Below are 26653 nucleotides of genomic sequence, written 5' to 3' on the forward strand. Positions count from 1 at the left end.
AAAGTTAAGATAGTATCAATAGTTCTTTTGTTGAATGCGTCAGCTTTTCTAAACCATTTTCTGTTACAAGGGCATCATCTTCGATTCGAACACCGCCAATGTTTGGCAAGTAAATGCCCGGCTCGATAGTGATCACCATACCTGGCTCCAACACAATATCCGAACGATAGGATAACCCAGGGCCTTCATGTACTTCCAAACCAATTCCATGGCCTAATGAATGTCCAAATGCTTCTCCATATCCTTTAGAAGCAATATAATCACGTGCAATTGCATCTGCTTCTTTACCAGTCATACCCGGTTTCACTTTTTCTAATGCAAGTAATTGAGAATCCAATACCACTTGGTAAATTTCTTTTAATTGTTCACTTGGCTGTCCAACTGCGACTGTGCGAGTTGTATCAGAAATGTAGCCATTGTATACAGCTCCAAAATCCAATGTCACAAAGTCACCATCTTCAATCACTTTATCCGAAGCAACTCCGTGTGGAAGTGCTGAACGAATCCCCGAAGCAACGATTGTATCAAAAGAAGAGGAAGTTGCACCGCGTTTACGCATGAAAAATTCCAACTCGTTGGACACTTCAAGCTCTGTCATTCCTGGTTTTATGTATGTAACAATATGTTCATAAGCTTCGTCCGCAATACGACAAGCTGCCTTTATTATACTAATCTCTTCGTCCGTCTTTATCAAGCGAATTTTTTCAACTAGTCCTGATAATGGTACTAATTCTGCTTTTACCGCTTGTTTATATAACTCAAAGCTACTGTAAGTCAGGTCATCTTTTTCGAATCCAAGTGATTGGATGCCCATTTGACTGACTTGAGCTGCCACTTCCTCGATTAATGTTTTTTCGTGCTTAACAATACGGAAATCTTTAATTTGACTTGCAGCCTGTTCTGTATAACGGAAATCGGTGATGAATACTGCATCGTTTTTGGAGACAATAGCAACACCTGCTGTTCCGGTAAAGCCAGTCATATAATGTCTATTATACCCATTTGTAATTAATAAAGCGTCAACCCCTTGCTCTTCTAAAGCAACACGTAATTTCTCAAGTTTCATCCTTGCCCCTCATTTCATTTTCAAAATAATTACTATCTATTATTTTATCATACGAAATGATGCTGGTAAATTTTCATTTACTTAATGGCTTATCCTGCGCATTAAAAATAGAAGATTCCATTAAAAAACGAGTAGAAATGATAATAATACATATAAACGGGATAGACATTTTCTTAATCGTTTTTTCCATTGTATCTGCATCTAGAATGATCCATTCAAGAGCAAAAGCAATCAATAATCCCACAGCAATGCTTGTTATAGAGACTGGAATTTTCATAAATAACATACTGATATAATATAAAACAGTGCAAATAGCCCATACAATGATGAATAATATTCCCCATTTAACAAAAACATTGCTTTTGTTAAAAATGTGGAATGTATTGGAAAATCCAATGGGATTCCACTTGATAAAATGAAAGAAATCTAACACTTTCAACATGATTATTAAGAATAGTGTTGCGGCAAAACTAGTGCTTATCGCGATACTTTTCATACGAATCTCCTTGTCGTTTTCCCATAGTTTGGGCTAAGTAAACGCATATTAAACAGTATAAAAAATAAAAACACAACCTGATGGCTTCCAATACCTCAGGTTGTGCTTCTATTTACTTAATTATAGACCACATTTTAACTGCGCATTACAGTTTGTACATGTGTTACAGCCACCCATTTCTTCTACTGTTCCTTTTCTGCAAACAGGACAAGTGTTTCCGACTTCAGATCCAATAGTTACATTCGTAGAACGTAGATCTTGAATGGTATCAATCAAAACGATCGGACGTTTTTCTACTACTTTTACTTCATGTGATGAATCATCCAAAATATTTTCTTCTGCTTTTAGCGTTAAGACTTGAGAATCACGACTTCCATCAACATATACGGTACCGCCCTTAGCACCACCATTGTATAATCGTTCGTAAACAGCTTCCACTTGCTCTACGGTATAACCACGGGGAGCGTTTACCGTTTTAGAAATGGAACTATCAATCCAGCGCTGGATAATACATTGTACATCTGCATGTGCTTCCGGCGGCAATTCCATAGCAGTCACAAACCAGTTTGGAAGATTGTCTTCTTCTGCAGCTTCGTTTCTAGTTAAATATTCTTGAACAATATCTGCTTTGACTTCGATAAATTTCCCTAGTCGTCCGCTTCTGTAATACGTAAACGAATAATAAGGTTCCAGACCAGTAGATACACCAACCATTGTTCCAGTAGAACCTGTAGGAGCAACTGTTAATAGATGCGAATTTCGAATACCGTTTTCTAAAATAGTATTTCTAATATCTTCAGGCATCGATTGCATAAATCCTGTTTCTGTAAATGCCTTACGTAAACGGTTCGTTTCTTCTTCTGTATCACCTGTTAAGAATGGGAAACTTCCACGTTCTTTTGCAAGTTCCGCTGATGTTTCATAAGCAGCGATTGCAATTGTTTTGAAAATCTCATCCACTAGTTTATTTCCTTCAACTGAACCGTATTCTTTTTCACAATAAATGAGAAGGTCCGCTAATCCCATTACTCCTAGTCCCACACGTCTTTCTCCAAGGGCTTGTACTTTATTTTCTTCTAAGAAGTATGGTGTTGCGTCAATTACATTATCTTGCATACGTACACCGACGCGAACAGTCTCTTTTAATGCTTCATAATTTACTGTTTTTGTTTCTTTGTTTGCAAATTCTGCTAAGTTAACTGCAGCTAGATTACATACGGAATATGGGGCTAATGGCTGCTCACCACATGGATTTGTTGCAACCACTTTTTGTCCATAAGCCTTCGCATTTGTTTTTTCATTTGCATTATCGATGAAGAAAACTCCTGGCTCTGCTGAGTAAGTTGCACAAATATTAATCAGATTCCATAGCTCTTTTGCTTTTACAGTGCGATAAGCTCGTACTTTATACCCCATCTGTTCCCACTCACGAACATCACCAATTTTGTGCCAATTCTCGTTGTAGAAATTCATTTCTTCTTCTGTATAAGATTCTGTAGCTGGGAAACGAAGTTCAAAGTCTCCATTTTCCTCCACTGCTCTCATGAAATCATCTGTAAGTGTGACGGAAATATTTGCACCAGTTAAAAACTCTGAGTTATGAACCGTGTAAGTTCCACCGTCACGAAGCTTTGTTTCTGCATCTCGGATAATTTCTTCACTGAAACCACCTAGACCAGGAATAGCTTTATAGTTCACAATCCCTTGGTACATTGCTTCTTCTTGTAATGTTAGCGGCTTAAATTTAAGCTTGTCCTTCGCTAATTGTTTAATCATTTCATCATTTGTATTCTCGATTAAGAAACGAAGAATACGAGGATTTTGCATTTTTGAAATGATAAATTCTGCTATATCAGGATGCCAGTCGGCTAGCATTATCATTTGTGCTCCACGTCTTGATCCACCTTGTTCGACAAGATGAGTCAATTTAGCTATATCATCTAGCCAAGATACAGAACCAGAAGATTTTCCATTTACTCCGCGTGCGAGTGTGTTACGTGGACGTAAAGTTGAACCATTTGTGCCAACACCACCACCGCGGCTCATGATTTCCATCACTTGCTTACGATGATCGCTTATTCCTTCTCGGGAATCTGCGACAAATGGCATTACGTAACAGTTAAAGTATGTTACGTCCGTCCCCGTACCTGCTCCATATAAAACTCGTCCAGCAGGAATGAATTTTAACGATACTAATTGCTGATAGAATTTTTCAAACCATTCCGCTCTTTTTTCTTCTGTTTTTTCCACAGAAGCAAGGCCCGTAGCGTTTCGTTTTGCAATTTGCTCATAATAGATTTCTAATGGTTTTTCAATTACGCTCAGCGGTCGGCTTACGATGCCTGCGTCTACCTGATCATTATCGTCTATTGCACTGCGGTAATCTTCCTCGATCAATACATCTGCTGTTTTAGCTTCGTGATTAATCGAAACGATATGTCCCAATCCACGTGCTGGAAACTTCGGATCATCTTTTACCGTTAATACGACAAAATCTCCTGTTTTTAGCGTTTTTTTCTCTGTGTCTTTAAAAGAGTAACGGTCAATCATAACTAGTCGGGATACACCTTTATGTGTCAATGTCATGTTGTTTGTAATTGGGTGTACTTGTGGAAATTGTTCAATATCTTTGTTTAACTGTTCAATGTTAATGGTTGCATTTTTATTCTGAGATGCTAATACCATCATATTGCCTCCCTTTTATTCAAAAATAAAACACACCATATATAGTGTATCATTATTTATAAACGATACTATATGTTGTGTTATTTTGCAAATGAATGAATTTTATTCAAACGCAATCGTATCAGTAGTCAATAGACTAAATGACTAAAAAAAAATAAATTATTTTCTAAAATTCCATTCTTCGCTCGCATATCGATTTGCTTCTAGCTCTTTTACATATCTTTTTTGCTCTTCCGTCAAATTATATTCAACCAATTCTATTTGCAAAGCTTCTTCAAATCCTTTTTTAAACGCAATCTTGCATTCGTCGATCGTTACCGGTTTTTGACTGATTTTGTTAATAGAAACCGCTTTTTTCGACAAACTCCCTTTCACCTTTTCCCTTACTTCAACCGAAGGAAACTTAAAAGTTTGAATTAATTTATCTTCATCTAAGTCTAGTAAAATAGCCCCGTGTTGTAATATGACACCTTTTTGTCTCGTTTGTGCGCTTCCAGCTACTTTTCTGCCTTCTACAACGAGCTCATACCAACTTGGAGTATCAAAACAAACAGCAGACTTCGGCTTTTTTAAGTCTTCTCTTTTTTCTTCTGTGTCAGGAACAGAGAAATAAGCGTCTAATCCAAGATTTTGAAATCCTATTAACAACCCTTCACTTATAACCCGGTATGCTTCTGTTACTGTGGCTGGCATATTCGGGTAACTTTCTGTAACAATAACACTGTATGTAAGCTCATGTTCATGAAGCACGCCTCTACCCCCAGTAGGTCTACGGACAAAGCCAAGGCCCAGACGTTTAACAGCATCCATATCTATTTCTTTTTCTACCGACTGAAAATAGCCGATCGACAATGTAGCAGGATTCCATTCATAGAACCGTACAATGGGAGGAATCAGTCCCTCACTATGCCAATCTAACAACGCTTCATCAAGCGCCATATTATAAGATGGACTACAAGGTCCAGAATTTACGAAATACCATTTTGTCTTTTCCAATCGAATTCTCCCCCCTACAACGTTACTCATTTTATCAAATAGATTGAATTGTATCTAGTAATTCTTTTATAATGAAGAAGGAAACATAGAAAGGGGAAAGACCGTGACTACTACTTTATACATTTTAATCGCAGTAATCATCGTATTATTAGCGTATGCTGTTGTTCAAGCACTCCGACTAAAAAAAGCAGTTACAAATCTTACGCAAGAACAATTTGTTACAGGCTATCGCAAGGCACAATTGATTGATGTGAGAGAACCAAAAGAATTTGATGCTGGGCATATTCTAGGAGCAAGAAATATCCCATCGTCACAACTTCGACAACGCTATAAAGAAATCCGTCCAGATAAGCCTGTTTATCTATATTGTCAAAGCAGTGCGAGAAGCGCTCGAGCAGCAATGTTTTTAAAGAAAAAAGGATATTCTGAGTTAAACCAGTTACAAGGCGGCTTCAAGACTTGGACAGGTAAGATTAAATCAAAATAACCATGTAGATCAGCAGGGATTAGGTTATCTAGACATACATAAAGGTTCTTCTATTTTCAGGAGAACCTTTTTTCTATCATCTTAATATTCGGAGGTATTTGATGCAAAAACATGTTTTATTTTCTCACAATGAAGATTTCAGACAAACACATCCTAATTACGAGGATTTTGCTATCGTATCCAAACGAATTACTCATGTGTTAAAAGAAAGAAAGTATGCAGATTGGCAATCCATTGATATTGGTGACTCCATTATTCAATTAGATGGAAATCTATTAGAAATGATGGACAATAATCTCGTTAAATATGAAGTGTTAGCTACTATTTTCGAAACAAAAGCGCAAGACAAAATCACCAGCAAATCACAAGTGTCTTTGGAAAATAAACTAGAAATCGTAGAAACGTTCGAAAACAAATTAATCTTTTTCCCTGAATACGAAGTGGCATTGACACTTGCGTTTAACTTTTCAGGCGGAAACACATGGCCAGAATACCATTTCTTTTCAACATCTGCAGATACCGCTCTCGCGTTTTTACAAGAAATCAATGAAAAGATGCGCCAATTACTCATGCAATCTGTCACCTATTTGGTCGATACAGAACATGGCGTACAGCGAAGAAAGTATGGAGAGCAAGCTGCAGTAAATCGGGAAGATGTATTATTAGCTGAAAATATTAAACAGGATATTTTTAGATCAATCGATGAATTTTTTAAAGAAGATGGTCACTTTTTCAAAGACTATGGTCTTCCATACAAACGAGGAATATTATTATATGGATCTCCTGGTAATGGGAAAACGACTTTAGTAAAGTCTATTACAGGTTCCACAAAAGCCCCAGTCGTCTATTGGCAAATTACAGAATTCACAGGCAGTCATTCTGTTCAAGAAGTTTTTGGAATTGTAACTCGGTTAGCTCCAGCGATTTTAGTTATTGAAGATATCGACTCTATGCCTGAATACACTCGTTCCGTCTTTTTAAACACGCTTGACGGTACCCAATCTAGAGAAGGACTATTTATCATTGGGACAACGAATTACCCGCAAAAAATCGATCCTGCGCTTATTAACCGTGCTGGTCGATTTGATCGAGCTTACGAAATTCCTTCTCCTCCCACAAAGGTACGGGAAGATTATTTACGCAAACTTGATATCAAGCATATTTTCACAGACGAACAATTCGCAGACATGGCCAAGCGTTCGAAAGGACTATCCATGTCGCAACTGAACGAGCTTTATATGTCCGTTGCCTTAAACTGGCATTATGACGGAGAGCTCGCTTATGAAAAACGAATTGAAGAATTGATCAAGCAAAATAAGCGATCGTTAAAAAACGACTGGGAAAAAGACGAATCCTCGATTGGATTTTAACTCGGCTATTGTTCAATATAATTGTCGTTACAAAGGCATGCGTAATATTTCCCTTCATTGAATTTTAATGCTTAATAAGGGCTATCTCATCTAGAGATGGCTCTTTACTATGAGAATTGGTTGCGTCCGTTGCCAACTTGGTTGCTTTGGAGTGCAATTTGGTTGCGCTGCCATTCAACATGATTGCTTTCACGACACAATTGGTCGCCTTTAGCCATTTCCTAACTTTTAATGGCTAATAAATACAGATAACCGATTGTATGTTTGAAAAATTGGAGTTGATGGGCAGTGAAAGTTCCTCGCGCCAGCACTCGGGCAGCGAAATATAAAATAATAAGTCTTTAGCTCATAAAAAAAGTGCGATCCATTTGAGGACCGCACTTTTTTATTATGCTTTTGTATAGCGTAACACCGGTTGACGGGCAGCTTTCGTTTCATCTAAACGATTGATAACTGTCGTGTGTGGTGCATTTTGAACGATTTCTGGGTTTTCTTGTGCTTCTTTAGCAATCTGGATTAATGCATCACAGAATGCGTCTAATGTTTCTTTTGACTCTGTTTCTGTTGGCTCGATCATCATACCTTCTTCTACATTTAATGGGAAGTAGATTGTTGGTGGATGATATCCGAAATCAAGCAAACGTTTTGCCATATCAAGAGTACGAACGCCGAGTTTCTTTTGACGACGACCACTTAATACGAATTCATGCTTACAATGACGATTATATGGAAGATCGAAATGCTCTTCCAAACGTCTCATCATATAGTTCGCGTTTAATACAGCATACTCCGTAACCGCTTTTAGACCATCTGGGCCCATTGAACGGATATATGTGTATGCACGGACATTAATACCAAAGTTTCCGTAGAAAGGTTTCACGCGACCAATCGTTTGTGGACGATTGTAGTCGAATGTATATTTGTCGTCTTCTTTCACAAGTACTGGACTTGGTAAGTATGGGATAAGATCAGCTTTCACTCCTACTGGACCTGAACCTGGACCGCCCCCACCGTGAGGACCTGTAAAAGTTTTATGCAAGTTTAAGTGAACACAGTCAAAGCCCATGTCCCCTGGACGTGCTTTTGACATAACTGCATTTAAGTTAGCTCCATCATAGTATAACTTACCACCTACACCGTGGATGATTTCAGCCAAATCTAAAATACTTTCTTCAAATAAACCTAATGTGTTCGGATTAGTTAACATAAGAGCTGCCGTATCTGGTCCAGCTACACGACGTAAATCTTCTAAATCTACTAAACCATTTTCATCTGATTTTACAGTAATAGTTTCAAATCCAGCTACAGTCGCAGAAGCAGGGTTTGTTCCATGAGCAGAGTCAGGAACGATCACTTTTGTACGTTGTGTATCTCCATTTGCCTCATGGAATGCACGAATCATCATTAGAGCAGTCCACTCACCGTGCGCTCCAGCAGCAGGTTGAAGCGTTACTTCGTCCATACCAGTGATTTCAATTAGATGTTCTTGCAGATCATACATTAACTCCATCGCACCTTGAACAGAAGATTCATCTTGTAACGGATGAATGTTAGCGAAACCTGGGAAACGAGCAACCGATTCATTAATTTTCGGATTGTATTTCATTGTACAAGATCCAAGTGGATAGAATCCTGTATCCACTCCATGGTTACGGTTTGATAGTGCAGTGTAGTGACGCATAATATCTAGCTCACTTACTTCTGGCAACTCTGCTTCATCAACGCGTTGCATTCCTTGTGGTAATAATGAGGCTACATCTATCTCTGGCACATCTAATTCAGGTAGGCTATAACCTACGCGGCCTTCTTTCGTAATTTCAAAAATTAGTGGTTGATTATCTTTATGCATGAAGAGCCCCCATTTCTTGCACGAGTGCATCTATTTCTTCTTTAGTACGTTGCTCAGTAACAGCGATCAATACATGATTTTTAAGATCAGAGTTTACTCGACCTAGGTCAAATCCTCCGATAATTCCTTTTTCCAGAAGTACCTTATTTGTCGCTTCAACAGAACCATTTACTTTTACAACGATTTCATTGAAATGTGCTCCTTGGAAAGGCACCTCAAAGCCAGCCTGTTCAAATGCTTGTTTTGCATAATGTGTTTTCGTGATATTTTGGATTGCCATTTCTTTTACGCCTTGTTTGCCAAGTGCAGTCATTGCAACTGAAGCAGCAAGTGCATTAAGCGCTTGGTTTGAACAGATATTCGATGTAGCTTTATCACGGCGAATATGTTGCTCACGAGCTTGTAAAGTTAAAACGAATCCACGGCGTCCATCTTCATCTGTTGTTTCCCCGACCAAACGCCCCGGAACTTTACGCATCAATTTAGAATTTACTGCAAAGAATCCACAGTGTGGTCCACCGAATGCTTCAGAGATTCCGAAAACTTGCGCATCCCCAACTGTAATATCCGCTCCGAATTTACCAGGAGGAGTCAACAAACCTAGTGCCAGTGGATTTGTAGAAACAACGAATAATGCTTTCTGAGCATGTGTTAGTTGTTCCACTTTTGCTAGATCTTCAATTTGACCGAAGAAATTTGGGTACTGAACTAAAACTGCCGCTGTTTCTTCATCCACTAATTCTTCTAGTTTGTCTAAATCTGTTACTCCGTCTTTTGTCGGTACTGTTACTACTTGAACGTTTTGACCTTTTGCATACATTTTCACAACATCCACATATTCGGGATGAACCGCTTCGGAAACGACCAATTTTTTACGACGAGTGTGACCTGCAGCTAAGTTACCAGCTTCAGCAAGTGCTGTACCACCGTCATACATAGAAGAGTTTGCTATATCCATACCAGTTAGCTCACAGATCATCGTTTGGAATTCAAAAATAGCTTGCAATTCCCCTTGTGAAATTTCTGGCTGATAAGGAGTATAAGCTGTATAAAATTCAGATCGAGAAATAACATGATCTACAATAATTGGCTTGAAATGATCATACACACCAGCACCTAGAAAAGAAGCATACTTTTTGCTATCCGCGTTTTTGTCAGCAAGGATTGCTAATTCTTTTAATAAAGCAGATTCAGCTTTCGCAGCTTTAATATTATACTCACCTTTAAAACGTACTTTCTCGGGAATGTCTGCAAACAATTCATCAATAGAAGAAATGCCAATTACGTCTAGCATTTCTTTTTGATCTTGTTCAGTCATTGGTAAATAACGATGCTTCATCAATGGACAACCTCTTTCTTCCTCTTATTTTTCTCTTTTATAGAATGGCGTAGCGACAGTAATTGCTTTTAAACGCTTGTTTCTGATTTCAACTTCTAACTCTTTACCAACTTCAGCATACTCTGTATCAATAAGAGCAAGCCCAATATTCTTTTTAAGTGTTGGTGATTGTGTACCTGTAGTGACAAATCCAATTTGTTTATCCCCTACAAATACTGGATATCCAGTACGTGGTATTCCTTTATCGATCATTTCAATACCAATACTCTTTCTTCGAGTACCATTTTCTTTTTGATCAGCCAAAACAGATTTACCATTGAAATCTTGTTCTTTTTTAAGCTTCACAACAAAACCTAAACCAGCTTCCAGCGGTGAAATATCTTTTGATAGTTCTTGACCGTATAAAGGTAGGCATGCCTCGAAGCGTAGTGTATCTCGAGCACCTAAACCACATGGCAGAAGTCCATCTTCCTTACCCCCCTCTAAAATACTACTCCATAAGTCTTTGACATCATTGCTAGCTGCATAAATTTCAAATCCATCTTCTCCAGTATAACCAGTGCGAGAAATAAGAACGTTTTTACCCGCAACTTCGACATTATCCGCGAAACGGAAAAAACCGATTTCCCCAAGATTTTTGGAAGTTAGCTTTTGTAATATTTCCTGCGCAAGAGGACCTTGTAGTGCAAGTAACCCATATTCATCTGATTTATTTGACAATTCAACATCCGAAGTTACGAATTTCTTTAACCACTCAAAATCTTTTTCAATATTTCCCGCATTTACTACTAATAAATAATGATTATCTTGTACTTTATAAACTAATAAATCATCTACAATGCCACCATCCTCATAGCACATTGCAGTATATTGCGCTTGCCCATTTACTAGTTTGGAAACATCATTTGTCATCGTTTTTTGTAAAAACGCTTCACTCCCTGAACCTGTAACGACAAATTCTCCCATATGAGAAACATCAAATAATCCTGCTTTCGTTCTTACTGCTAAGTGTTCTTCTTTAATACTAGAAAATTGTACAGGTAATTCCCAGCCACCAAAATCAATTGTTTTTCCTCCATAAGCTGCATAATCATCGAATAGAGGCGTTCGCTTCAACTGCTCTGACAAAAAAATCTCCTCCTTAACTATTTAACACACAAAAAAGGACAGAGAACCCCCTTTTACTAAGTAGGTTCTCTGTCCTGGCACCTGAAAGTTTACCAAATATGGCTTTCCTCTTTGGTGGCTTTGCGTGATGGTAAACGAAAGCACTCTCCAGAGTTGCGTCCTATACGAGTTCTTTTGCCTGAGAGATTCATAATATCCATTACTTGCTCCTTCGGCGACGCTACTTTCTGCGTTCTCTCCCCGTATGCTCATCCGCTCTGTATTAATCTCTTGCTTTGTCTATATCCTAACATTGAAGTGTTAGGGACGCAATACCTTTTCTAAATTAACTCGAAAGACGAACATTTATAATTATAAAATCTATTTCATTCGCCTTTTAATCGATTTACCTGATAACCAGCATATTCTGTCACTTGTCGCAATGGTCGATTTTCTGTAAGAATTGTAATATGAGTAGCTTTCTTATAAGTTTTTCTTCTTTTGTTATACAGCTGCTCTAACTCTTCTTTTGTGCTTTTTTGTACAATCGGGCGATTCTTATCATTTTTTATACGCATCCAAATATCATTAAACGTGGCGTCTAAATATAATACTAATCCTGTTTTACGCATTATTCGAATGTTTTCCTCATTCATCGCCACCCCGCCGCCGGTAGAGATGATACAAGATTCGTCACGAAAGTTTTGAAGAAAATCAGTTTCTAACTTCCGAAAGTAAGCTTCTCCTTCTTGTTCAAATATTTCAGGAATCGTTCTTTTCTGCTGATTTACTATTTCTTTATCCATATCGTAATAGGGCATCTTCAAAAGATAACTTAGCCTTCTTCCGACAGCACTTTTACCGCTTCCCATAAAACCAACCAAATATACTTTGTACATCATTCACCAACTCGCTACATATCAATATTATTTTCTCGCCGGAAATTATAACCTTATTCAGTAGTCATTCGGATGCTCTACAATAGGAAGAGATTCTCCTACACCTACCTCATCCCTTATAGAAGTAAAAGACTTTTGCTGAACAAGATTAAAACTATTCATTTTTTTCATAGTAGCACTAATATTGCTCAATTCCAACGAATCATACGTTCGATATTTTGATTGATAGGCTGCGGTTGTTGCAAATAGCGAAAAACATACAATTAATAGGAGTAGCATTGCGGCTGGTAATAACACCCCTTTTTCATTCTGAACGAAATGTAACATAAAAATCATGCTCCTTTTCCATTCCATTTGCAAAAGTGACAAAAAAACGTAAAGTTTGTCCTTCTACAGACATCGACAACGATTTTACATGCAATAACATCTGTTCGTGGCCTAATCGCTCCTTTTGCTTTCTTATTAAATCTTGATACAATTCGATATCATACTCTTCTCCATCTTTTCGGAAGCGTATTCCAGGCTGATCTTTTTGAATAGTAAGTGAGTCTATATTGTTTAAGTACTGCTCTACGTTTTGGATAAAAAACAGCCATTCTAAGTCCGTTGGGTCCGTGATTGTTTCTTCCATTTTACCTGTCCATCCTATTGTAACCGCAAACACTTGCGCAAAAATCATCAATATGGAGAGTTGTATAATCCCTTCAACTAAGGTATATCCTTTCTCATTAGTAACTCTTCGTATGAAATAGTTACGCAATTCTCTCTCTCCTCTCGCATTCCTTCGTAATGGACACAGATTTTTTCGTTATCAACTTGAAATGTATAAGTAATCATTTCAATCTGTCTGGAACCACTTTGCGTGTTTTCCGATATATACATTTTTGCCGCTTCATGCATGACGAGAGAAGAATAATATTTTCGTTTCTTCTCTTCTAACTTAACATTCATATTGTTTAATAATGGCAATAAAGTGGATGCTATGATAAACGTAATACTAAGTGCCAATATAGTCTCTGGCCATGAAAATCCATCGCTATTCCTCATAATTTAACCTGCCATTACCGATATGAATAGTAACATTTTTAAGTCCTGTTTTTGTCTCAAACACAAGTGTCCCAAACTGTCTTACCATGCCATTTGGATGAAAGATGATTTCTTTCAATTTGCTATCCGAGGACAATCGAATACGATCGGGAAGTTCATGTTCAAATAAAATAGCGGTTTCGGATTGTCCTCTATATTTCGTTCCATTTTCCGCAAATTTAATAGATGTATATTTGGTTTCTCCAATCGCAATAGCCTGCATTTTTTGCATATCTAGATGGAACTGTCTGAAAAACCGTCTTTCTTCTTTTTCCTCCATTTTGCCTGAGAAAACAAAAATAATGGATGATGTAATTACCATTACAATAGACAAAACAAGAATTGTTTCAATAAGCGTGAAACCCTCTTCGCACCGCCTAACCCTCACCATTCTTTACTTTTCCTTTTATCCCAACACTACCATCTGCACCTATTTCTATTTCATCCCCATTTGGACAAGTATCCGCCCCTTTTAGAAAGTCTGCATCGCTCAGTTCACTTATCGTGGGAATTTTTTTAAATTCAATTTTATAAGCTTCCACTTGACCCTCTACCATTTTGACAAAAGCTTCGCATCCTTTTTTATCAATATTAGCGGAATGCTTCGTCACATTCGGAATAGAGATAAGTATTAAAACCGAAATGATCAGAAGTACAATCATCATTTCTACCAAGGTAAAACCTTTCTGATTCAACCATAATTTCCTCATAAAAAGCTCCTTTACACAATATTTATCATTTCATAGATTGGCAACAAAATAGCTAAGTAAGCCCCGATTATAAAAACTGCTAATAGTAAGAACAAGATTGGTTGGATAACACTTAAATAGCGCGAAAGCTTTGTTTCGATGCTATCCGATAAAAATTCACTATATAATGTCAATTCTCTTCCAAGATACCCGCTGTTTTCACCGTGGATGACAAAATGATGAAAATCTCCATTAAAATAATCTAGAAGTAAAACAGCTTTAGAGAAAGATTCACCGTGCACAATCTTGTCTTTCATCTGTTCCGCCATAAATTGAAGTGATTTATGTTCCTCTTGGGTTATTAATGCATCAAAGGATTGTTGTAGAGACATTCCACTTTCAATCAGCCCTCCCATTTCTCTTGAAAAAACCCTGGTTAGCAAGAGACGGTGCCAACTATTGATGAAGGGAATTTTCCGATAAAAGTTAAGCTGTGTTTCCACCGGCGTTTTATTTAATATAAAAAGAAAGACAAAAAGAAGAACTGCCACTACAAGTGCTACTACTAAAAAAGTATTTGGTAAATGTAATAACACAGTAGTCCATGCTATCGAGCTTTCCGATTCAAGCGATGCCCTTGTTCCAAGCAAAGATTCCATATTAGGCAGAAAGTATATACGAAAAATCGTAAACAATAGGAAAATAACGATAAATAGAAATAATGGATACATCAATAAATTATTTAACCGTTTTTTTGCCCGCTCATACAAGTCCGCGTTTACCCCAAGAACTGCTACAGTTTCTTGTAATTGTCCATGAATCATCGCTAAATTGATTGGAAGCAAGAGACGATTTGGAAATCCCAGCACCCTAAACACATCAGTTACATTCAATCCATTTTTTTGAATTTCTTTTATACGTTGGATAACTAGTTCCGCTTCTTTTACATGAAAAGGAATTAACATAGAAACAGCTTCATGAAATGTATAGCCCTCTTTCAGTAAATCACTTAATCTACTCAAAAAGGACGACTGCATACTTGAAGGGATTGTTTCATTTTTTCTAGCAAAATACACTTTAATTTTTTGAAATAACACCTTCTCTGACTCCCCTCTCTATTTGATAAGAAAGGGTAAGTCCATATGGGATATGAAACTCCCTGCCAGTATAAAGGGAGTTTAAAGCTTCTGTTAAAAATTCATCAGAAATAATTTCAAATATAGCGGACAGATCTTGCTGTTTCTCATTTGTTACTGTTACAAGTTTTTGTGTTACGATCCCAATAATCGTTTGTTTTAATTCCTCCGCGGAAACACCTAAATCCATTAAACGATATAGAGCTCCTACTCCGTCCTTTGCATGAATTGTCGAGACCACTAAATGCCCTGTAAGAGATGCCTGGATCGCAGCCTTAGCCGTGGCTTCGTCCCTGATTTCACCAATCATAATTACATCTGGAGAATGTCTTAAAATTGCTTTTAATCCAGCAGAATATGTTACGCCAGATCGCTCATTTACTTGAATCTGCAGTAAATGCGATTGACTATTTTCTACCGGGTCCTCCAATGAAATTACATATCTATTCAAATTTTCGGAACAATATTTAGTGAGCGAGTACATGGTCGTTGATTTTCCAGATCCAGTAGGGCCTACAAAAAGAATCAAACCTTGTCGATTGTTCGCTAGTTCCACTATTTTTTCAGAGGCATCACGAAATAAAGACAGAGCATGGATTATTTTCGCATTATCATGTTGCTGCAAACGAATTACGAGACTTTCTTTTCCGTAAACAGAGGGTAATGTTGAAACACGAAATGAATACTTTTGAGAGTTGAATGTTTGTTGAAATGAACCACTTTGTGGCTTACGTTTTTCGCTGATATCAAGAGAGGATAAAAATTTGAAGAATGATATAATACGTTCACCCAAATTTAGGGGAAGCTTCCCTGCTTCAAACATTTGAGCGTTTTTCTTAAAATAATAATAGTAGCTTTGTTCATTTGGAATCATATGCAAATCCGAAGCACCAAATCGTTGCGCTTTCTTAAGTAATTGAAAACATTTTTGTTCGACCGTATTTTCTATTTGTTGCATGCATCGTTCCTTTCCCCAGGTACAAGTCGTGACCGCAAACAACTTGTACAAAATTAGTATACTTCCAATCACAAAATAAATAAAGTAATTTCATTTAATTTTCAAATTATTTAACCAGATAATCTATTTGTCATTTTCCTATTCTTATTTATAATAAAAGAGAGTATGAGAAATGAGGGAATTATATGGCCGATACTTTAAAGCTTACAAATACGTTAGCTGATGAAACTAGGTACTCCATTTATCAGTATGTAGTAAAAGAGAAAAAACAAGTAAATGTTCAAGAAATAGCCGAGCAATTTGGTATACACCCAAATGTTGCAAGACTTCATTTAACAAAACTAAATGAATCTAAATTCATCTCTTCGGAGTTGGTGAAAAATGGAAAAGGTGGACGTCCTGCAAGAGTTTATTTTCTTGCTGAAGATCCAATCTATTTAAGCTTTCCAAAACAAGAGAACCATTTAATATTACAGTGGTTATTAGAAACGGTCGATTCAATGGGAGAAATAGCGATAACTAAAGCAAAAGAAATTAGTTACCGTCAAGGTCAAACAATCGTTCACTCACCTCTTTCTTCTATACAAACTTTTGAAACAAAAATGGAACTATTGACAAAAGCAGCAGACTCTATTGGCTACATTCCTCATGTTACTGAAAAAGAAGGAAAAAAAGTGATTACATTTTCTATTTATAATTGTCCTTATAAAGACCATCTTAATAAATATCCTACGCTTGTTTGCACACTTCATGAATCTTTTTTAAAAGGACAATTTGATGCATTATTTCCAATAAATGAATTTGTTCAAGTGGAAAGTATGCAAAATCACTGTAGCAATTGCGTATATCAAATAGAAGTTCTATAATGGGACTATAGATGAATCGTAATTGTGACAATCATATGTATATTCATTAGCGAAGTGCAATAATCAGTTTACAGTTATCCACACAATCATCTATAATGAATAAGAGAATATTTGTGTCGTTGCAAAAGGAGGGACTACAAATGGGCAATATGTATAAAGTGATGGCTTTCTGGACAGGGATTTTCGCAGTTATGTTTTATTTAGGTGGTATGTCAGAAGCTTCTCTACTATTTTTAGCAAATACGGGATTATTCCTTCTTTTAGGGTTCTTAAACCTTTCTGAACGCATGTATATGTACATCTTCGGGGCTTACTTAATGTTCTTCTTCGCAGGATTTACATACTACACTACGTTTATTCACGTACCAGGCGCTGGACATTAATCAACTTTTATATTCAGCAAAAAAGCAGCTCATTGATTGAGCTGCTTTTTTATTGTGTATAGTTACCCTTAGTGTTATTAAAACCCGTTCAAAAATGGATTAGATTCCATTTCATCTGCTATTGTTGTTGCTGCTCCATGTCCCGGATAAACGATTGTGGACTCCGGCCATGTTAAAATCTTTGTGTGAATGGATTTCATCAACTCTGCCTCGTTACCGTTTGGTAAATCAGTCCGACCAATACTGTTTTGAAATAGTGTATCTCCTACTATTGCAAATCCCTCTGCTTCAAAAAAGTAAGTTATACTTCCCGGGGAATGACCAGGTGTATGTAGTAACCTCATGGAAAAGTCACCGATTTCTAAATTTGTTTCATTTGTTATAATAACATCTGCTTCCTTGCAAACAAGATTTGGAATTTCCGCATACTTTGCAGAACCATTTTTAGTAGGATCTAGCAACCATTTCTTTTCTGCAGTATGAATGTATACAGGTAGATGAAATGCATCTCTGACACCATCTACAGCTCCAATATGATCGAAATGAGCATGTGTCAATAAAATAGCAAGTGGTTTCAAATTCATACGATGAATTTCATTTATTATCCTTTCTTCCTCACCACCTGGGTCAAAGATTAAACACTGCTTTGCCGCATTGGAAACAATATAGCAATTTGTTTGAATAAACCCTAATGGGTATGTTCTGATATTACTAGTAGCCATTTAATCACTCTTTTCTATATAAGGTTACATTGTACAGTATATTACTAGAACTCATAAAGGAGCAAACAAATATGCTAAATCTAAGGACAAAACTAGAGAATCTACAATGAATGAACATGAAAAAGAAAAACACTTACTGGAGAACATCAAGAAAGTCGTTGTGGACCATAAAGAAAAGTGTATGAAGGTTTGTTATAAACATGACTGGTATCATTATTGTCCGAATGGTACTTGGTATTAACTTATAACAAAAGACCGCCATTTGTCGGCGGTCTTTAATATTTTTTCGTTAAAATGATCCAGTCATGATTTTATAAATGACCATCCCAATCAAACTGATCAAAACGATATTTGCACCAGTCTGGACGCGACCGTTTTCAGCTCTTTTTCTATCTCTTCCTGGTTTCTTCTTTTCTTCAAACGTTCCTTTGCTAATCAGATTAACTCTTCGCTTTCTTGTATTTCCTGTTCATCTAAATTTAATTGATCTCGATAAGTCTTCAATTCTCCATCCTTTCTAACGAAAAAATCATTATTGCAACAAGAATATATTTCGTTATGACTGGAATTTCATTAGGTAATCTAAATATATTGAGTAATCTAAAATTTCTTTTTCCTTTTTTGTAGTATATTTGGTATAATCAACATAATAAAATAAAGGAGGAATTACTATGAAAATCAAGCAATTTTTGTTTAAAAGTTTTATTGCCTCGGTTTTATTAATTACTAGTTCTGTTTTATTTATGGTTAGTGCCTCGGCATCAGTACCTGGTTGTGAATTGTATAGAATGGGAGAGACTATCTCCTTAAACAATCAACTACAAACAAACCTATCGGACAAAGAGTTGCAATTAAACGAATCTCAGTCTGATGGAGAAATTACTGTACAAGGCTGTAGTGGTATTAGTATTAAGAGAATGACATCATATGATATTTCAAGAACAGGTAGCACCGCTCATTCAATTAAGGGAGAATATGGTTATGGAAGTGACTCAAAGTTCGATCTTTATAGAACAGTTCCAGATAATCAAGTTGTAATAGTGAGAATTCAAACAAAGGAAATCGTAGATTTTACTCATTATTATGTTGTATATTAGGAGGGTTTTATGGAAATTCCATATTTTACCATAAACTTTTGTTTCTACTCGGACCCTAAGTCATACTTAGATCCTGTGCCCGATAGCGAAGTTAAAGTCTTTACAAATGATGACATAAATCAGCTTTTAGAAGTTGAAAGCACTTTTTATTTTAATCGAGGCGATCATAACTTCTTCAGTCAGCATGGTAAAGCACATTACTCTTTTTGGACACATACATTTTTTTTAGATAAGTTAGATATAAAAAAGGCGAGAGATAACAATGACCATGCTGTTTATTTGCTATTGGAAAAGGTTAAAGAATTCTTCAATAAATATTCTATTACCAATGACAAAATTCTAACGGTTTTGAGCTCTTTTAACTGTCGTTGTAAGATAATGCTTGTTGTTCCTGAAAGTAAGAATGGTATCATCTTTGATATTAGTACCGAACATCTAAAATTTATGTCGGGTTATGATTTTAAATTTAGTTATTATGTGTTAAATAGTGATCGAATTAATACTTTAATTAATGCAGCTAAATCCTACGGTAAATAGTAAAATAAACAGAACTGTTTTAAAGCGAATTCTTACCTTTTTAGAATTCGTTTTTTTTACGTTCTATATAAATTTTCTATTTCAGATTTAAAAAGTATTGTAAGAATATAAATCTACCTTATATACTAATGGTCTTGTGTTATATAGAACGTGAATGGATATGTACGTACATTTAACATAAAAATCACCTCTATCTCATTTTTAAATTATAGTCATTCAGTTGTTCAATGTTTCGCCACTTTTTTCACTCGACAAAATAGGCGATTACAATTACAATAGAAGAGGAATATGCAATGCGACATTCATTTTCTGATGTCGAAAGGAGTGTCTTTCATGAACTTATTAATGGTTATTTTCGGACTAGTTACAGTTTTAGCTGTAATCGGCACTTTCCAAGCTTTCAAAGAAAAGAATGTGCTAGGAGTTCTATTTAACTTTGGTACTTTTGCTGTTTTTGGCTTTTTTACAGTCATGACTATCTTGAACCAAGGCTATCCACCAAGCTTACACTAAGATGTAATAGAAAAAAGCTGTTGTACATATGTACAGCAGCTTTTTCTATTCTTTCAATTCTATCCATGTCTGTTCTTTGAAAGGAACCAATTGAATCCAATTTTCCTTTTCGTACCCTCCTAAACAAACTTCTCCGTTTGGCGAACAATCTAACGGTTGTTCCATTATTTCTCCTAGTCGTTTTTCACCGTTTAATGAAATCTTTGACAAAATGCTCTTCATATTCAAATCATCGACATTTCCAGCCACACTAGATTGTATGGCAATTATTTGCCCTTCTTGAGTAGAGGATAGAGTTGGAATTACCCATTCTGAATAATTACTAACAGCAGGCGAGTACCATTCAAATTTGACATTCGTTTTTTTATCTTCTAAACGATACTCGAATTGTTTTTGCGTTTCGTTTATTGTCACATAGAGCATGCTTTCTCCAAAGTTCTGAACATCTAATACATGCTTCATACCTGTGCTTTTTTCCGAACCATCTTTCCATGAATATAAGAGCAGCTCACTTCCATCCAGACTACTTTCTGCCCAGTTAAAAACCATTAAACGACGGTCATCATACCATTTAACAAATGGATTGTCTACGTCTATTGCCTTCAAATCTTGGGTTGTTCCATCATAGACAAATGTATTATAAGTCCAATCTTCATAAAACGTGGAAAATAATAGCAAGTTAGAATTTGTTGGATTCCAATTCATATATATTTCTGCAGATTCAAAAAATAAACTTTCCAATACAGTTCCATTCTTATTTAGTAAAACAACTTCTGCGGATGAGGAATTATTTGATGTATGTAATAGAATCATTTCTTTATCCGGATGAATTTCACCTTGTATAATGGGGGTCGTCGTTTTATAAATAGTTTTCCAAGTTTCCGTCGACAATGTATAGGATTGAACAGTCCATTCACCTTTTTCCATTAATATGAATAGGACCTCATCATCAGATAACCAACCAATAACACTATTAAATACTGAGCGGTTTAACTCTAAAGAAGGAATCTTTTTAGAAGGGCTAGTTGCAACATCGCTCGGAACAGTGGGCGGTACTTCTGTCGTAATGCTCGTCCCTACATCATCCACTTTGGTACTATTTTCACTACATGCCTGTAGGAAAAATAGACATAAAATAAGTATAATAACCTTTTTCAATCGACTCCCCCCTTCTTATTTCAGTATAGTAAGTGGACCCTAATACAATAAGACGTATTACTCGCCTATTTGTTTCATAAAAAAGCACAGACAATTAACGTCTGTGCTTTTTTTATGGGTTCTTTTTCGCTGCTTCATCTATTAACAGATTTCCCGTTTTTAAATCATAGAATCGAAGCAAATCACCGTTTATAATTTGATCGGAGTAGCCAAGTTCTTGTGTAGCTCGATCAATATACGGTTGACAGTTTTCTATATCTATTTCTTCTCCAGTGTCATTGTTGTAACATGCGTTATTAGCAAATACTAATTTATCTGTAACAAATCCACCATTTCGGAAAACAGTAAAATCTTCGTGCTCATTAGAGAATACGTCTGCACCCAATTGCATATCTTTAGCAGTTTGCACGCCAAGTAAATGCAAAATAGTAGGCCGTATATCTATTTGTCCAGCAGTTTCTGTAACCTCTTCACCCTTTCCGCTATTAGGAATATGGATAAAGAATGGAACACGTTGTAATTTAGCAGTTTCATATGGAGTAATTTCTTTCTCTAAATACTGGGACATTGCCTTATTATGATTTTCGGAAATACCATAATGATCACCATACATCACAATAATGGAATTATCATATAAACCTGACTCTTTCAATTCATCAAAGAATGTTTTCAAAGCTTCATCCATATATCGGACAGTTTGAAAATATTTATTTAATGTGCGCGAATTGGAATCGTATGGTGGGATGAACTGATCTTCTTCATCCAAGTCAAATGGATAGTGATTCGTTAAAGTGATCAAACGCGAATAAAATGGCTGCGGCATATCCTTCATCAATGAAACTGATTGCTCAAAGAACGGAATGTCTTTCATACCCCAGTTTACTGCGTCTTCATCTTTTACTACATAACTATTTACATCATAAAATTTTTGAATGGAAAGCGCTTGATACATCATATCACGATTCCAAAAACTTTTATTGTTCGGATGCATGACATTCGTAAAATATCCTTGCTCATTTAAGCTCTGTGACATTGAGTTGAACTTGTTTCCACTATGGGTAAAAAATACTGCTCCTCCCCCTAATGGATAAAGGGAATTTTCTACTAAAAACTCAGAATCGGATGTTTTTCCTAGTCCCGTTTGATGGTAGAAGTTTGAAAAATAAAATGTGTCTTTGTCTTTCGTTAAGGAATTTAAAAATGGGGTAATTTCATGACCGTTCATATCATTATTAATAACAAAGTTTTGTAATGACTCCATAGAAATAACGATTAAATTACGATTTTTTGCAAGTCCAAACATTTCTTCATTTGGCTCTGCTTGGTTTGAACTAACATAGTTATTTACTTCCACTAACTCACTTCCATCAGCAAGCGCCCGCTGTGCATGGGATTTAGATTGAATATACAAATCATATAAATGATAGTTGTATGATCCAATGTTTTTTACCAACATTTCACGGTCAAAACTTCTTGTTAATAGTTGTGGTCTTTCAATTTCAGATAATCCTAAATTTAAAAATAAAATAGCTGCAGTTAAAACAAAATAGGCTCTCCTAACAGCAGGCTTAATAAGCGTTACTGTTTTTCCAATCTTCATCCATTTAATTGCAATTAAAATGAGTGCGACATCTGTGAAATAGAAAATATCCGTCAAATAAACGCTCTCTGCTGCTGATGTTCCAAGATCCCCAAAATTGCTTGTCTGAAACAATACAGGTAGTGTAATAAAATCTGTAAAAAATCGATAGAACACAGCATTGGCATACAACACCGCAGAAAGAATAAAACTAACAATGGCAATATATCTATTTCTGACTTTAGGATTTTTAAAAAATAGTGAAAGTCCATAAATAAACAAAAGAAAACTAAGCGGATTAATAAATAATATTACTTGTTGCATTATATTCTCGATTTTCATATCAAAGCTTGTGTGGTAAACAATATAGGTTTTTATCCAAGTGGCCACAATAGCTAAAACAAGAATAGAATGTGTTGGCCAGTTTTTCTTCCTCACGCCTACATCCTCCCCTTTTTCACTCTTTATAGTATGAATAAAAGTCACAGAGTATATCTTAATCCTTTCCTCATGATAAATCAATAACAATGAAAAGGATTGAGAATAAAACTTATCACTCTTACAAACTCATACCCCTTATTAGACGGTTGTACACCTAAAAAGTTTCTTTTTTTTAACAATAATAAAAAAACGACAGATTTTCATCCAATCTGTCGCTTCCTATCGCTTGTATTTACCCTGTTCTTGTCTCAACAATAATAACGCTATTTGAAAATCTGTTGCTTCAATTATTTGCATACGGTAGAGCTCTTTTATCTCCTCTTCCATCATTTCTAGATCAGCTAGCCGATCTTTCGTATATACATATATACCAAAACGTTTCAATAACTGCATAACGTCATATACTGAGTTCATCTTATACTTCCTTTTCGCGATTCCTTTTACATGGAATAATTTCTTTGTTTGTAATAATAGTATCCACAGGTAAATCAAATGGCTCTCGCATTACTTTCTCAACTATTTGAAAGTCAAATGCCAGCGACATTGTTTGCCCAGCATAATTCATCAAAAAACGGTCATAATAACCGCCACCATACCCAATTCGGCAACCTTTTTTACTATACACAATACCAGGTACTACAAGCAAATCGATTTCTTCTCTTGCAACTTTTGTCGTTAAAAGAGGATTAGGCTCTAGTAGCTGCATATAAACAGTTTCTAATTGGTCGTAGCTCTCTATTTTATAAAATGTCATGGAGCGATCCTTAGAAGTACATTTTGGTACGACGACAGTTTTCCCCATTTTCCATAGCTGTTGGATGATTCCCTTTGTATCCACTTCAGGAAAAGAAGAAATAGTCATACCGATAACCGATGCATTTTGTACATTCTCTTCTATTAAAAAGTGATTTTCAATTTCTTTAGAGTAGGCCGAATATAAATCCATTTTCAATTCAGCTAATCGGTCTTTCATATTCTTTCTTTGGTCTAATTTCGACAAAACATTCCCTCCAGACAATAGAAAAAACCAAAACCTTATGTGGTTTTGGTTTAAGTTATTATTTAGTTTCTCTATGAAGAGTTGATTTCTTTTCACGTGAGCAATATTTTTTAAGTTCAAGACGTTCTGGATTGTTACGCTTGTTTTTCTTAGAAATATAGTTGCGCTCTCCGCAATCTGTACAAGCTAATGTAATATTAACGCGCATGGTTGTCCCTCCCACTCTTTGCCAGGATTAAATATAAAACTTGAGCATGATTTATACGACTAACCAATTATAGCATACAATCAGAGAAAATCTACAATTTACACAAGAAATTCTTCAAAGTTTTTTTGGATATGGTAGTATGAGTAGAAGAACTTACTAAATAGAGGTGAATGCAATGGATTTTTCTGTCATCATTATGATTATCGGTATATTATTAATCCTCCTTTCCTTTTTCTTGAAGGATTCGAGTAAAAAAGTGGAAGCCGAAGTGGAGGAACTTTCTTTCACATTATATCAAGAAAACAGTGCTATAAAACGAAGATTAAAAGTAATAGAGGAAGAACTATTAATCGAAACAGCAAAAACAACTATTCCTAAAAAGGTACAAGCAAAGCAAGGTATTCATGAAATTATTAAGAGTCAAGTATTAGAGTTACATAAGCAAGGGTATTCGTTAAAAGAAATTAGTAAACGCTCCTCCCTTTCTGTAGAAGAAGTCAAGTCAGTGATAGGTGGTGGCAGAGGGTGAATAAAGCCGCAATCAGATTTTTCGGAGCAGGGTTGTTTTTAGCAGGTACTGCATTTCAAGTACAGCATATAATAGACGACGGTGAAACCACTTCTTCAAACAGAGTTTCACATCAATCGTATGAACAAGCACAACAAGAGCTTACAAATGTGAAAAGCCAGTTAGCACAACTTCAAATCGATTTGGAAAATGCCCAAAAACAAGCGCCTCAAGAAACCGAGTCGACAAAACGGGCTGAGGTTGATGAAAAACCTACTGACGTATCTGCTCCTGAAAAAAGCACTGTTTTAATCATTCAATCTGGGATGACTTCGAAGGATATTAGCACGACATTGGAAAGCGCGGGAATTATTCGCAATAAGCTGGATTTCGAGGATTATTTAACTGCTCAAAACTTATCTGGAAAAATTCAAATTGGGGAATACGATTTAAATTCGACTATGACCATTAAACAGATTGCTGAAAAAATTACTAGACAATAGGAAGAAACAAGCAACGCAAAAAACGCTTAAGTGCAAAATTTGTTTCTATCGTTTTCTAAGCGTTCTGGACAGACCTAGACTATATGATAACCGATTATTTTAGAGAAATGTGGGTCATGACTGTCGTCATGGGTAAGGGACCTTGTAAGTAAATCCTAATATACAGTAAAATACAGGTTACATAAGAATAAAAAAACGTCAAATAATCCTCATCTAAATGGTTTGGATTATTTGACACTTATTGTTCTTCAAAGATCTTAAAGAACCTACAATTGTTTAGAAAGTCCTATTCTTCGCTCTAATAATGGATTAAAGAATCAAAGAAAGCAGTTGTATCCGCCAATAATTCTCCTTATACTTATACCCTAGAAGAGCATTAAATTAAGTTAATTAATCCATATAAAATACTAATCCCAGCCTAGTTTCTAAAGAATCAACTAAAAATTGTTTTTGGTCCTTTAATTCTGCATCATGCAAAGCTAAATATTGGAAAAGTATCGGTTTTTAGCAACAAGGTATTTCTCCCATTGGTTTAATAAATAGGCATTTCCACCTGATTCACCATCTTGTAATGGCATATAGTAAACGAACTTAGAAATTTCCTCTGGATAATCAAAGTCAGCATAGATTTCTGCAACTGCTTTAAATGGTTCTGGAATAAGTTCTTTATTTTCAAACAACCATTTCAACAAAATAAACAGAAGTTTTTCTTTTGACGATTCTTCGTCAAGATTATTATTCCCTAGTTTTCCAATATATGGATGTATTGATTCTCCTTGAAAAAGGTAGGCTAATTCTATCACCTCGTTAGGCTGCTTTTCATTTTTTTCTATTTCTGCAACTGCATGTTTTATGGCAACTTCGTCTGAGAAAATATTATTATTTATGCCATATAAAATATCACCCCAAGTTAATTTAACGAATTTCGAAATATATTCATATCTAAGTTCAATTTGCAGTGTACTCATAATATTC

General features: G+C 35.9%; 32 protein-coding genes and 1 riboswitch. Of the genes, 10 read left to right on the plus strand and 22 right to left on the minus strand.

Annotated features, from left to right (window positions below):
- Positions 1–4: 4 nt before the first annotated feature.
- The 4 genes from FS486_RS09305 to FS486_RS09320 all read right to left on the minus strand — a co-directional run bounded on the left by FS486_RS09305 (position 5) and on the right by FS486_RS09320 (position 5243).
- The gene (locus FS486_RS09305; RefSeq protein WP_144511064.1) at positions 5–1066 is read right to left on the minus strand and encodes a M24 family metallopeptidase; all 1062 of its coding nucleotides are present in this window, start codon (positions 1064–1066) and stop codon (positions 5–7) included.
- A 73-nt stretch (positions 1067–1139) separates the two neighbouring features.
- A complete protein-coding gene (locus tag FS486_RS09310) occupies positions 1140–1562 on the minus strand; it encodes a hypothetical protein (RefSeq protein ID WP_144511065.1) in 423 nt (140 codons plus the stop codon).
- A gap of 120 nt (positions 1563–1682) precedes the next feature.
- A complete protein-coding gene (locus FS486_RS09315; protein WP_144511210.1) occupies positions 1683–4247 on the minus strand; it encodes a vitamin B12-dependent ribonucleotide reductase in 2565 nt (854 codons plus the stop codon).
- Between the two features lie 159 nt (positions 4248–4406).
- Complete coding sequence (locus FS486_RS09320; protein ID WP_144511066.1) at positions 4407–5243, minus strand: lipoate--protein ligase family protein; 837 nt, start codon at positions 5241–5243, stop codon at positions 4407–4409.
- A gap of 139 nt (positions 5244–5382) precedes the next feature.
- Between FS486_RS09320 and FS486_RS09325 the strand changes: the two genes are divergently transcribed.
- Together FS486_RS09325 and FS486_RS09330 are read left to right on the plus strand one after the other, a co-directional pair.
- On the plus strand, positions 5383–5730 hold the full coding sequence (locus FS486_RS09325; RefSeq protein ID WP_395940846.1) for a rhodanese-like domain-containing protein: 348 nt from the start codon (positions 5383–5385) through the stop codon (positions 5728–5730).
- A 101-nt stretch (positions 5731–5831) separates the two neighbouring features.
- On the plus strand, positions 5832–7100 hold the full coding sequence (locus FS486_RS09330) for an AAA family ATPase (protein ID WP_144511068.1): 1269 nt from the start codon (positions 5832–5834) through the stop codon (positions 7098–7100).
- 388 nt (positions 7101–7488) lie between these two features.
- Here the strand turns inward: FS486_RS09330 and gcvPB are convergent, their stop codons facing one another.
- The 11 genes from gcvPB to comGA form a co-directional block, all read right to left on the minus strand.
- Positions 7489–8949: an aminomethyl-transferring glycine dehydrogenase subunit GcvPB gene (gcvPB, locus tag FS486_RS09335; RefSeq protein ID WP_144511069.1), complete on the minus strand. Its 1461-nt coding sequence runs from the start codon at positions 8947–8949 to the stop codon at positions 7489–7491.
- A complete protein-coding gene (gene gcvPA, locus FS486_RS09340; protein WP_144511211.1) occupies positions 8942–10288 on the minus strand; it encodes an aminomethyl-transferring glycine dehydrogenase subunit GcvPA in 1347 nt (448 codons plus the stop codon). Before gcvPA ends, gcvPB begins: the two co-directional genes overlap by 8 nt.
- A 24-nt stretch (positions 10289–10312) precedes the next feature.
- A complete protein-coding gene (gene gcvT / locus FS486_RS09345; RefSeq protein WP_144511070.1) occupies positions 10313–11416 on the minus strand; it encodes a glycine cleavage system aminomethyltransferase GcvT in 1104 nt (367 codons plus the stop codon).
- A gap of 156 nt (positions 11417–11572) precedes the next feature.
- Positions 11573–11668, minus strand: a riboswitch (glycine riboswitch).
- A 113-nt stretch (positions 11669–11781) separates the two neighbouring features.
- Positions 11782–12294 carry a shikimate kinase gene (locus FS486_RS09350; protein ID WP_144511212.1) on the minus strand — a complete coding sequence of 171 codons (513 nt, stop codon included), beginning with the start codon at positions 12292–12294 and terminating at the stop codon, positions 11782–11784.
- 57 nt (positions 12295–12351) lie between these two features.
- The gene (locus FS486_RS09355) at positions 12352–12621 is read right to left on the minus strand and encodes a hypothetical protein (RefSeq protein WP_144511071.1); all 270 of its coding nucleotides are present in this window, start codon (positions 12619–12621) and stop codon (positions 12352–12354) included.
- The gene (gene comGF, locus FS486_RS09360; protein ID WP_144511072.1) at positions 12599–13054 is read right to left on the minus strand and encodes a competence type IV pilus minor pilin ComGF; all 456 of its coding nucleotides are present in this window, start codon (positions 13052–13054) and stop codon (positions 12599–12601) included. Before comGF ends, FS486_RS09355 begins: the two co-directional genes overlap by 23 nt.
- On the minus strand, positions 13003–13341 hold the full coding sequence (locus tag FS486_RS09365) for a hypothetical protein (protein ID WP_144511073.1): 339 nt from the start codon (positions 13339–13341) through the stop codon (positions 13003–13005). Before FS486_RS09365 ends, comGF begins: the two co-directional genes overlap by 52 nt.
- Positions 13331–13771 carry a competence type IV pilus minor pilin ComGD gene (gene comGD, locus FS486_RS09370; protein WP_144511074.1) on the minus strand — a complete coding sequence of 147 codons (441 nt, stop codon included), beginning with the start codon at positions 13769–13771 and terminating at the stop codon, positions 13331–13333. The genes FS486_RS09365 and comGD overlap by 11 nt, the downstream gene beginning before the upstream one ends.
- Entirely contained in the window at positions 13758–14090 is a 333-nt protein-coding gene (gene comGC / locus FS486_RS09375; RefSeq protein WP_144511075.1) for a competence type IV pilus major pilin ComGC, read from the minus strand. Before comGC ends, comGD begins: the two co-directional genes overlap by 14 nt.
- Before the next feature lie 11 nt (positions 14091–14101).
- On the minus strand, positions 14102–15166 hold the full coding sequence (gene comGB / locus FS486_RS09380; protein ID WP_144511076.1) for a competence type IV pilus assembly protein ComGB: 1065 nt from the start codon (positions 15164–15166) through the stop codon (positions 14102–14104).
- The gene (comGA, locus tag FS486_RS09385) at positions 15147–16163 is read right to left on the minus strand and encodes a competence type IV pilus ATPase ComGA (RefSeq protein ID WP_144511077.1); all 1017 of its coding nucleotides are present in this window, start codon (positions 16161–16163) and stop codon (positions 15147–15149) included. Before comGA ends, comGB begins: the two co-directional genes overlap by 20 nt.
- A gap of 185 nt (positions 16164–16348) precedes the next feature.
- On the opposite strand from comGA, the gene FS486_RS09390 reads away from it, so the two are divergent.
- Both FS486_RS09390 and FS486_RS09395 read left to right on the plus strand, forming a co-directional pair.
- Positions 16349–17029 carry a helix-turn-helix transcriptional regulator gene (locus tag FS486_RS09390; RefSeq protein ID WP_144511078.1) on the plus strand — a complete coding sequence of 227 codons (681 nt, stop codon included), beginning with the start codon at positions 16349–16351 and terminating at the stop codon, positions 17027–17029.
- 140 nt (positions 17030–17169) lie between these two features.
- Complete coding sequence (locus FS486_RS09395) at positions 17170–17412, plus strand: DUF2626 family protein (RefSeq protein WP_144511079.1); 243 nt, start codon at positions 17170–17172, stop codon at positions 17410–17412.
- Positions 17413–17489: 77 nt separating this feature from the next.
- Here FS486_RS09395 and FS486_RS09400 read toward each other — a convergent pair whose 3' ends face one another.
- Positions 17490–18134 carry an MBL fold metallo-hydrolase gene (locus FS486_RS09400; RefSeq protein ID WP_144511080.1) on the minus strand — a complete coding sequence of 215 codons (645 nt, stop codon included), beginning with the start codon at positions 18132–18134 and terminating at the stop codon, positions 17490–17492.
- A 106-nt stretch (positions 18135–18240) separates the two neighbouring features.
- Between FS486_RS09400 and FS486_RS20425 the strand changes: the two genes are divergently transcribed.
- From FS486_RS20425 to FS486_RS09415, 4 genes are all read left to right on the plus strand, one after another.
- Positions 18241–18375, plus strand: coding sequence for a hypothetical protein (locus tag FS486_RS20425; protein ID WP_260858068.1), 135 nt, complete (start codon positions 18241–18243; stop codon positions 18373–18375).
- Positions 18376–18805: 430 nt separating this feature from the next.
- Positions 18806–19231 carry a hypothetical protein gene (locus FS486_RS09405; RefSeq protein WP_144511081.1) on the plus strand — a complete coding sequence of 142 codons (426 nt, stop codon included), beginning with the start codon at positions 18806–18808 and terminating at the stop codon, positions 19229–19231.
- 9 nt (positions 19232–19240) lie between these two features.
- Positions 19241–19768 carry a hypothetical protein gene (locus tag FS486_RS09410; protein ID WP_144511082.1) on the plus strand — a complete coding sequence of 176 codons (528 nt, stop codon included), beginning with the start codon at positions 19241–19243 and terminating at the stop codon, positions 19766–19768.
- Positions 19769–20101: 333 nt separating this feature from the next.
- Complete coding sequence (locus tag FS486_RS09415; RefSeq protein WP_093265849.1) at positions 20102–20281, plus strand: DUF2759 domain-containing protein; 180 nt, start codon at positions 20102–20104, stop codon at positions 20279–20281.
- A gap of 45 nt (positions 20282–20326) precedes the next feature.
- Here the strand turns inward: FS486_RS09415 and FS486_RS09420 are convergent, their stop codons facing one another.
- From FS486_RS09420 to rpmG, 5 genes are all read right to left on the minus strand, one after another.
- Positions 20327–21439, minus strand: a complete 1113-nt coding sequence (locus tag FS486_RS09420; RefSeq protein ID WP_144511083.1) for a YqgU-like beta propeller domain-containing protein — start codon at positions 21437–21439, stop codon at positions 20327–20329.
- A gap of 112 nt (positions 21440–21551) precedes the next feature.
- Entirely contained in the window at positions 21552–23456 is a 1905-nt protein-coding gene (locus tag FS486_RS09425) for an LTA synthase family protein (protein WP_144511084.1), read from the minus strand.
- A 222-nt stretch (positions 23457–23678) separates the two neighbouring features.
- Positions 23679–23873, minus strand: a complete 195-nt coding sequence (locus FS486_RS09430) for a YqgQ family protein (RefSeq protein ID WP_144511085.1) — start codon at positions 23871–23873, stop codon at positions 23679–23681.
- A gap of 1 nt (position 23874) precedes the next feature.
- Complete coding sequence (locus FS486_RS09435) at positions 23875–24459, minus strand: 5-formyltetrahydrofolate cyclo-ligase (protein ID WP_144511086.1); 585 nt, start codon at positions 24457–24459, stop codon at positions 23875–23877.
- A gap of 58 nt (positions 24460–24517) precedes the next feature.
- Positions 24518–24667 carry a 50S ribosomal protein L33 gene (rpmG, locus tag FS486_RS09440; RefSeq protein WP_093265860.1) on the minus strand — a complete coding sequence of 50 codons (150 nt, stop codon included), beginning with the start codon at positions 24665–24667 and terminating at the stop codon, positions 24518–24520.
- A 175-nt stretch (positions 24668–24842) separates the two neighbouring features.
- On the opposite strand from rpmG, the gene FS486_RS09445 reads away from it, so the two are divergent.
- Positions 24843–25196 (plus strand): hypothetical protein, encoded by a 354-nt coding sequence (locus FS486_RS09445; protein ID WP_144511087.1) that lies wholly within the window; start codon positions 24843–24845, stop codon positions 25194–25196.
- The gene (locus tag FS486_RS09450) at positions 25193–25678 is read left to right on the plus strand and encodes an endolytic transglycosylase MltG (protein ID WP_144511088.1); all 486 of its coding nucleotides are present in this window, start codon (positions 25193–25195) and stop codon (positions 25676–25678) included. Before FS486_RS09445 ends, FS486_RS09450 begins: the two co-directional genes overlap by 4 nt.
- A 479-nt stretch (positions 25679–26157) precedes the next feature.
- Here the strand turns inward: FS486_RS09450 and FS486_RS09455 are convergent, their stop codons facing one another.
- Positions 26158–26646, minus strand: a complete 489-nt coding sequence (locus FS486_RS09455) for a DUF2247 family protein (protein WP_144511089.1) — start codon at positions 26644–26646, stop codon at positions 26158–26160.
- Between the last annotated feature and the right edge of the window lie 7 nt (positions 26647–26653).

The sequence above is a fragment of the Bacillus sp. FJAT-22090 genome (assembly GCF_007676755.1).
In the GTDB taxonomy this organism is placed as follows: domain Bacteria; phylum Bacillota; class Bacilli; order Bacillales_A; family Planococcaceae; genus Psychrobacillus.

Bases quoted from the DNA above. Each gene is read 5' to 3' on its own strand.
- FS486_RS09305 (WP_144511064.1), bottom strand. From the start codon at position 1,066: ATGAAACTTGAGAAATTACGTGTTGCTTTAGAAGAGCAAGGGGTTGAC.
- FS486_RS09310 (WP_144511065.1), bottom strand. From the start codon at position 1,562: ATGAAAAGTATCGCGATAAGCACTAGTTTTGCCGCAACACTATTCTTA.
- FS486_RS09315 (WP_144511210.1), bottom strand. From the start codon at position 4,247: ATGGTATTAGCATCTCAGAATAAAAATGCAACCATTAACATTGAACAG.
- FS486_RS09330 (WP_144511068.1), top strand. From the start codon at position 5,832: ATGCAAAAACATGTTTTATTTTCTCACAATGAAGATTTCAGACAAACA.
- gcvPB (WP_144511069.1), bottom strand. From the start codon at position 8,949: ATGCATAAAGATAATCAACCACTAATTTTTGAAATTACGAAAGAAGGC.
- gcvPA (WP_144511211.1), bottom strand. From the start codon at position 10,288: ATGAAGCATCGTTATTTACCAATGACTGAACAAGATCAAAAAGAAATG.
- FS486_RS09350 (WP_144511212.1), bottom strand. From the start codon at position 12,294: ATGTACAAAGTATATTTGGTTGGTTTTATGGGAAGCGGTAAAAGTGCT.
- FS486_RS09355 (WP_144511071.1), bottom strand. From the start codon at position 12,621: ATGTTACATTTCGTTCAGAATGAAAAAGGGGTGTTATTACCAGCCGCA.
- FS486_RS09365 (WP_144511073.1), bottom strand. From the start codon at position 13,341: ATGAGGAATAGCGATGGATTTTCATGGCCAGAGACTATATTGGCACTT.
- comGD (WP_144511074.1), bottom strand. From the start codon at position 13,771: ATGGTGAGGGTTAGGCGGTGCGAAGAGGGTTTCACGCTTATTGAAACA.
- comGC (WP_144511075.1), bottom strand. From the start codon at position 14,090: ATGAGGAAATTATGGTTGAATCAGAAAGGTTTTACCTTGGTAGAAATG.
- comGA (WP_144511077.1), bottom strand. From the start codon at position 16,163: ATGCAACAAATAGAAAATACGGTCGAACAAAAATGTTTTCAATTACTT.
- FS486_RS09390 (WP_144511078.1), top strand. From the start codon at position 16,349: ATGGCCGATACTTTAAAGCTTACAAATACGTTAGCTGATGAAACTAGG.
- FS486_RS09395 (WP_144511079.1), top strand. From the start codon at position 17,170: ATGGGCAATATGTATAAAGTGATGGCTTTCTGGACAGGGATTTTCGCA.
- FS486_RS09400 (WP_144511080.1), bottom strand. From the start codon at position 18,134: ATGGCTACTAGTAATATCAGAACATACCCATTAGGGTTTATTCAAACA.
- FS486_RS20425 (WP_260858068.1), top strand. From the start codon at position 18,241: ATGAATGAACATGAAAAAGAAAAACACTTACTGGAGAACATCAAGAAA.
- FS486_RS09405 (WP_144511081.1), top strand. From the start codon at position 18,806: ATGAAAATCAAGCAATTTTTGTTTAAAAGTTTTATTGCCTCGGTTTTA.
- FS486_RS09410 (WP_144511082.1), top strand. From the start codon at position 19,241: ATGGAAATTCCATATTTTACCATAAACTTTTGTTTCTACTCGGACCCT.
- FS486_RS09415 (WP_093265849.1), top strand. From the start codon at position 20,102: ATGAACTTATTAATGGTTATTTTCGGACTAGTTACAGTTTTAGCTGTA.
- FS486_RS09430 (WP_144511085.1), bottom strand. From the start codon at position 23,873: ATGAACTCAGTATATGACGTTATGCAGTTATTGAAACGTTTTGGTATA.
- rpmG (WP_093265860.1), bottom strand. From the start codon at position 24,667: ATGCGCGTTAATATTACATTAGCTTGTACAGATTGCGGAGAGCGCAAC.
- FS486_RS09445 (WP_144511087.1), top strand. From the start codon at position 24,843: ATGGATTTTTCTGTCATCATTATGATTATCGGTATATTATTAATCCTC.
- FS486_RS09455 (WP_144511089.1), bottom strand. From the start codon at position 26,646: ATGAGTACACTGCAAATTGAACTTAGATATGAATATATTTCGAAATTC.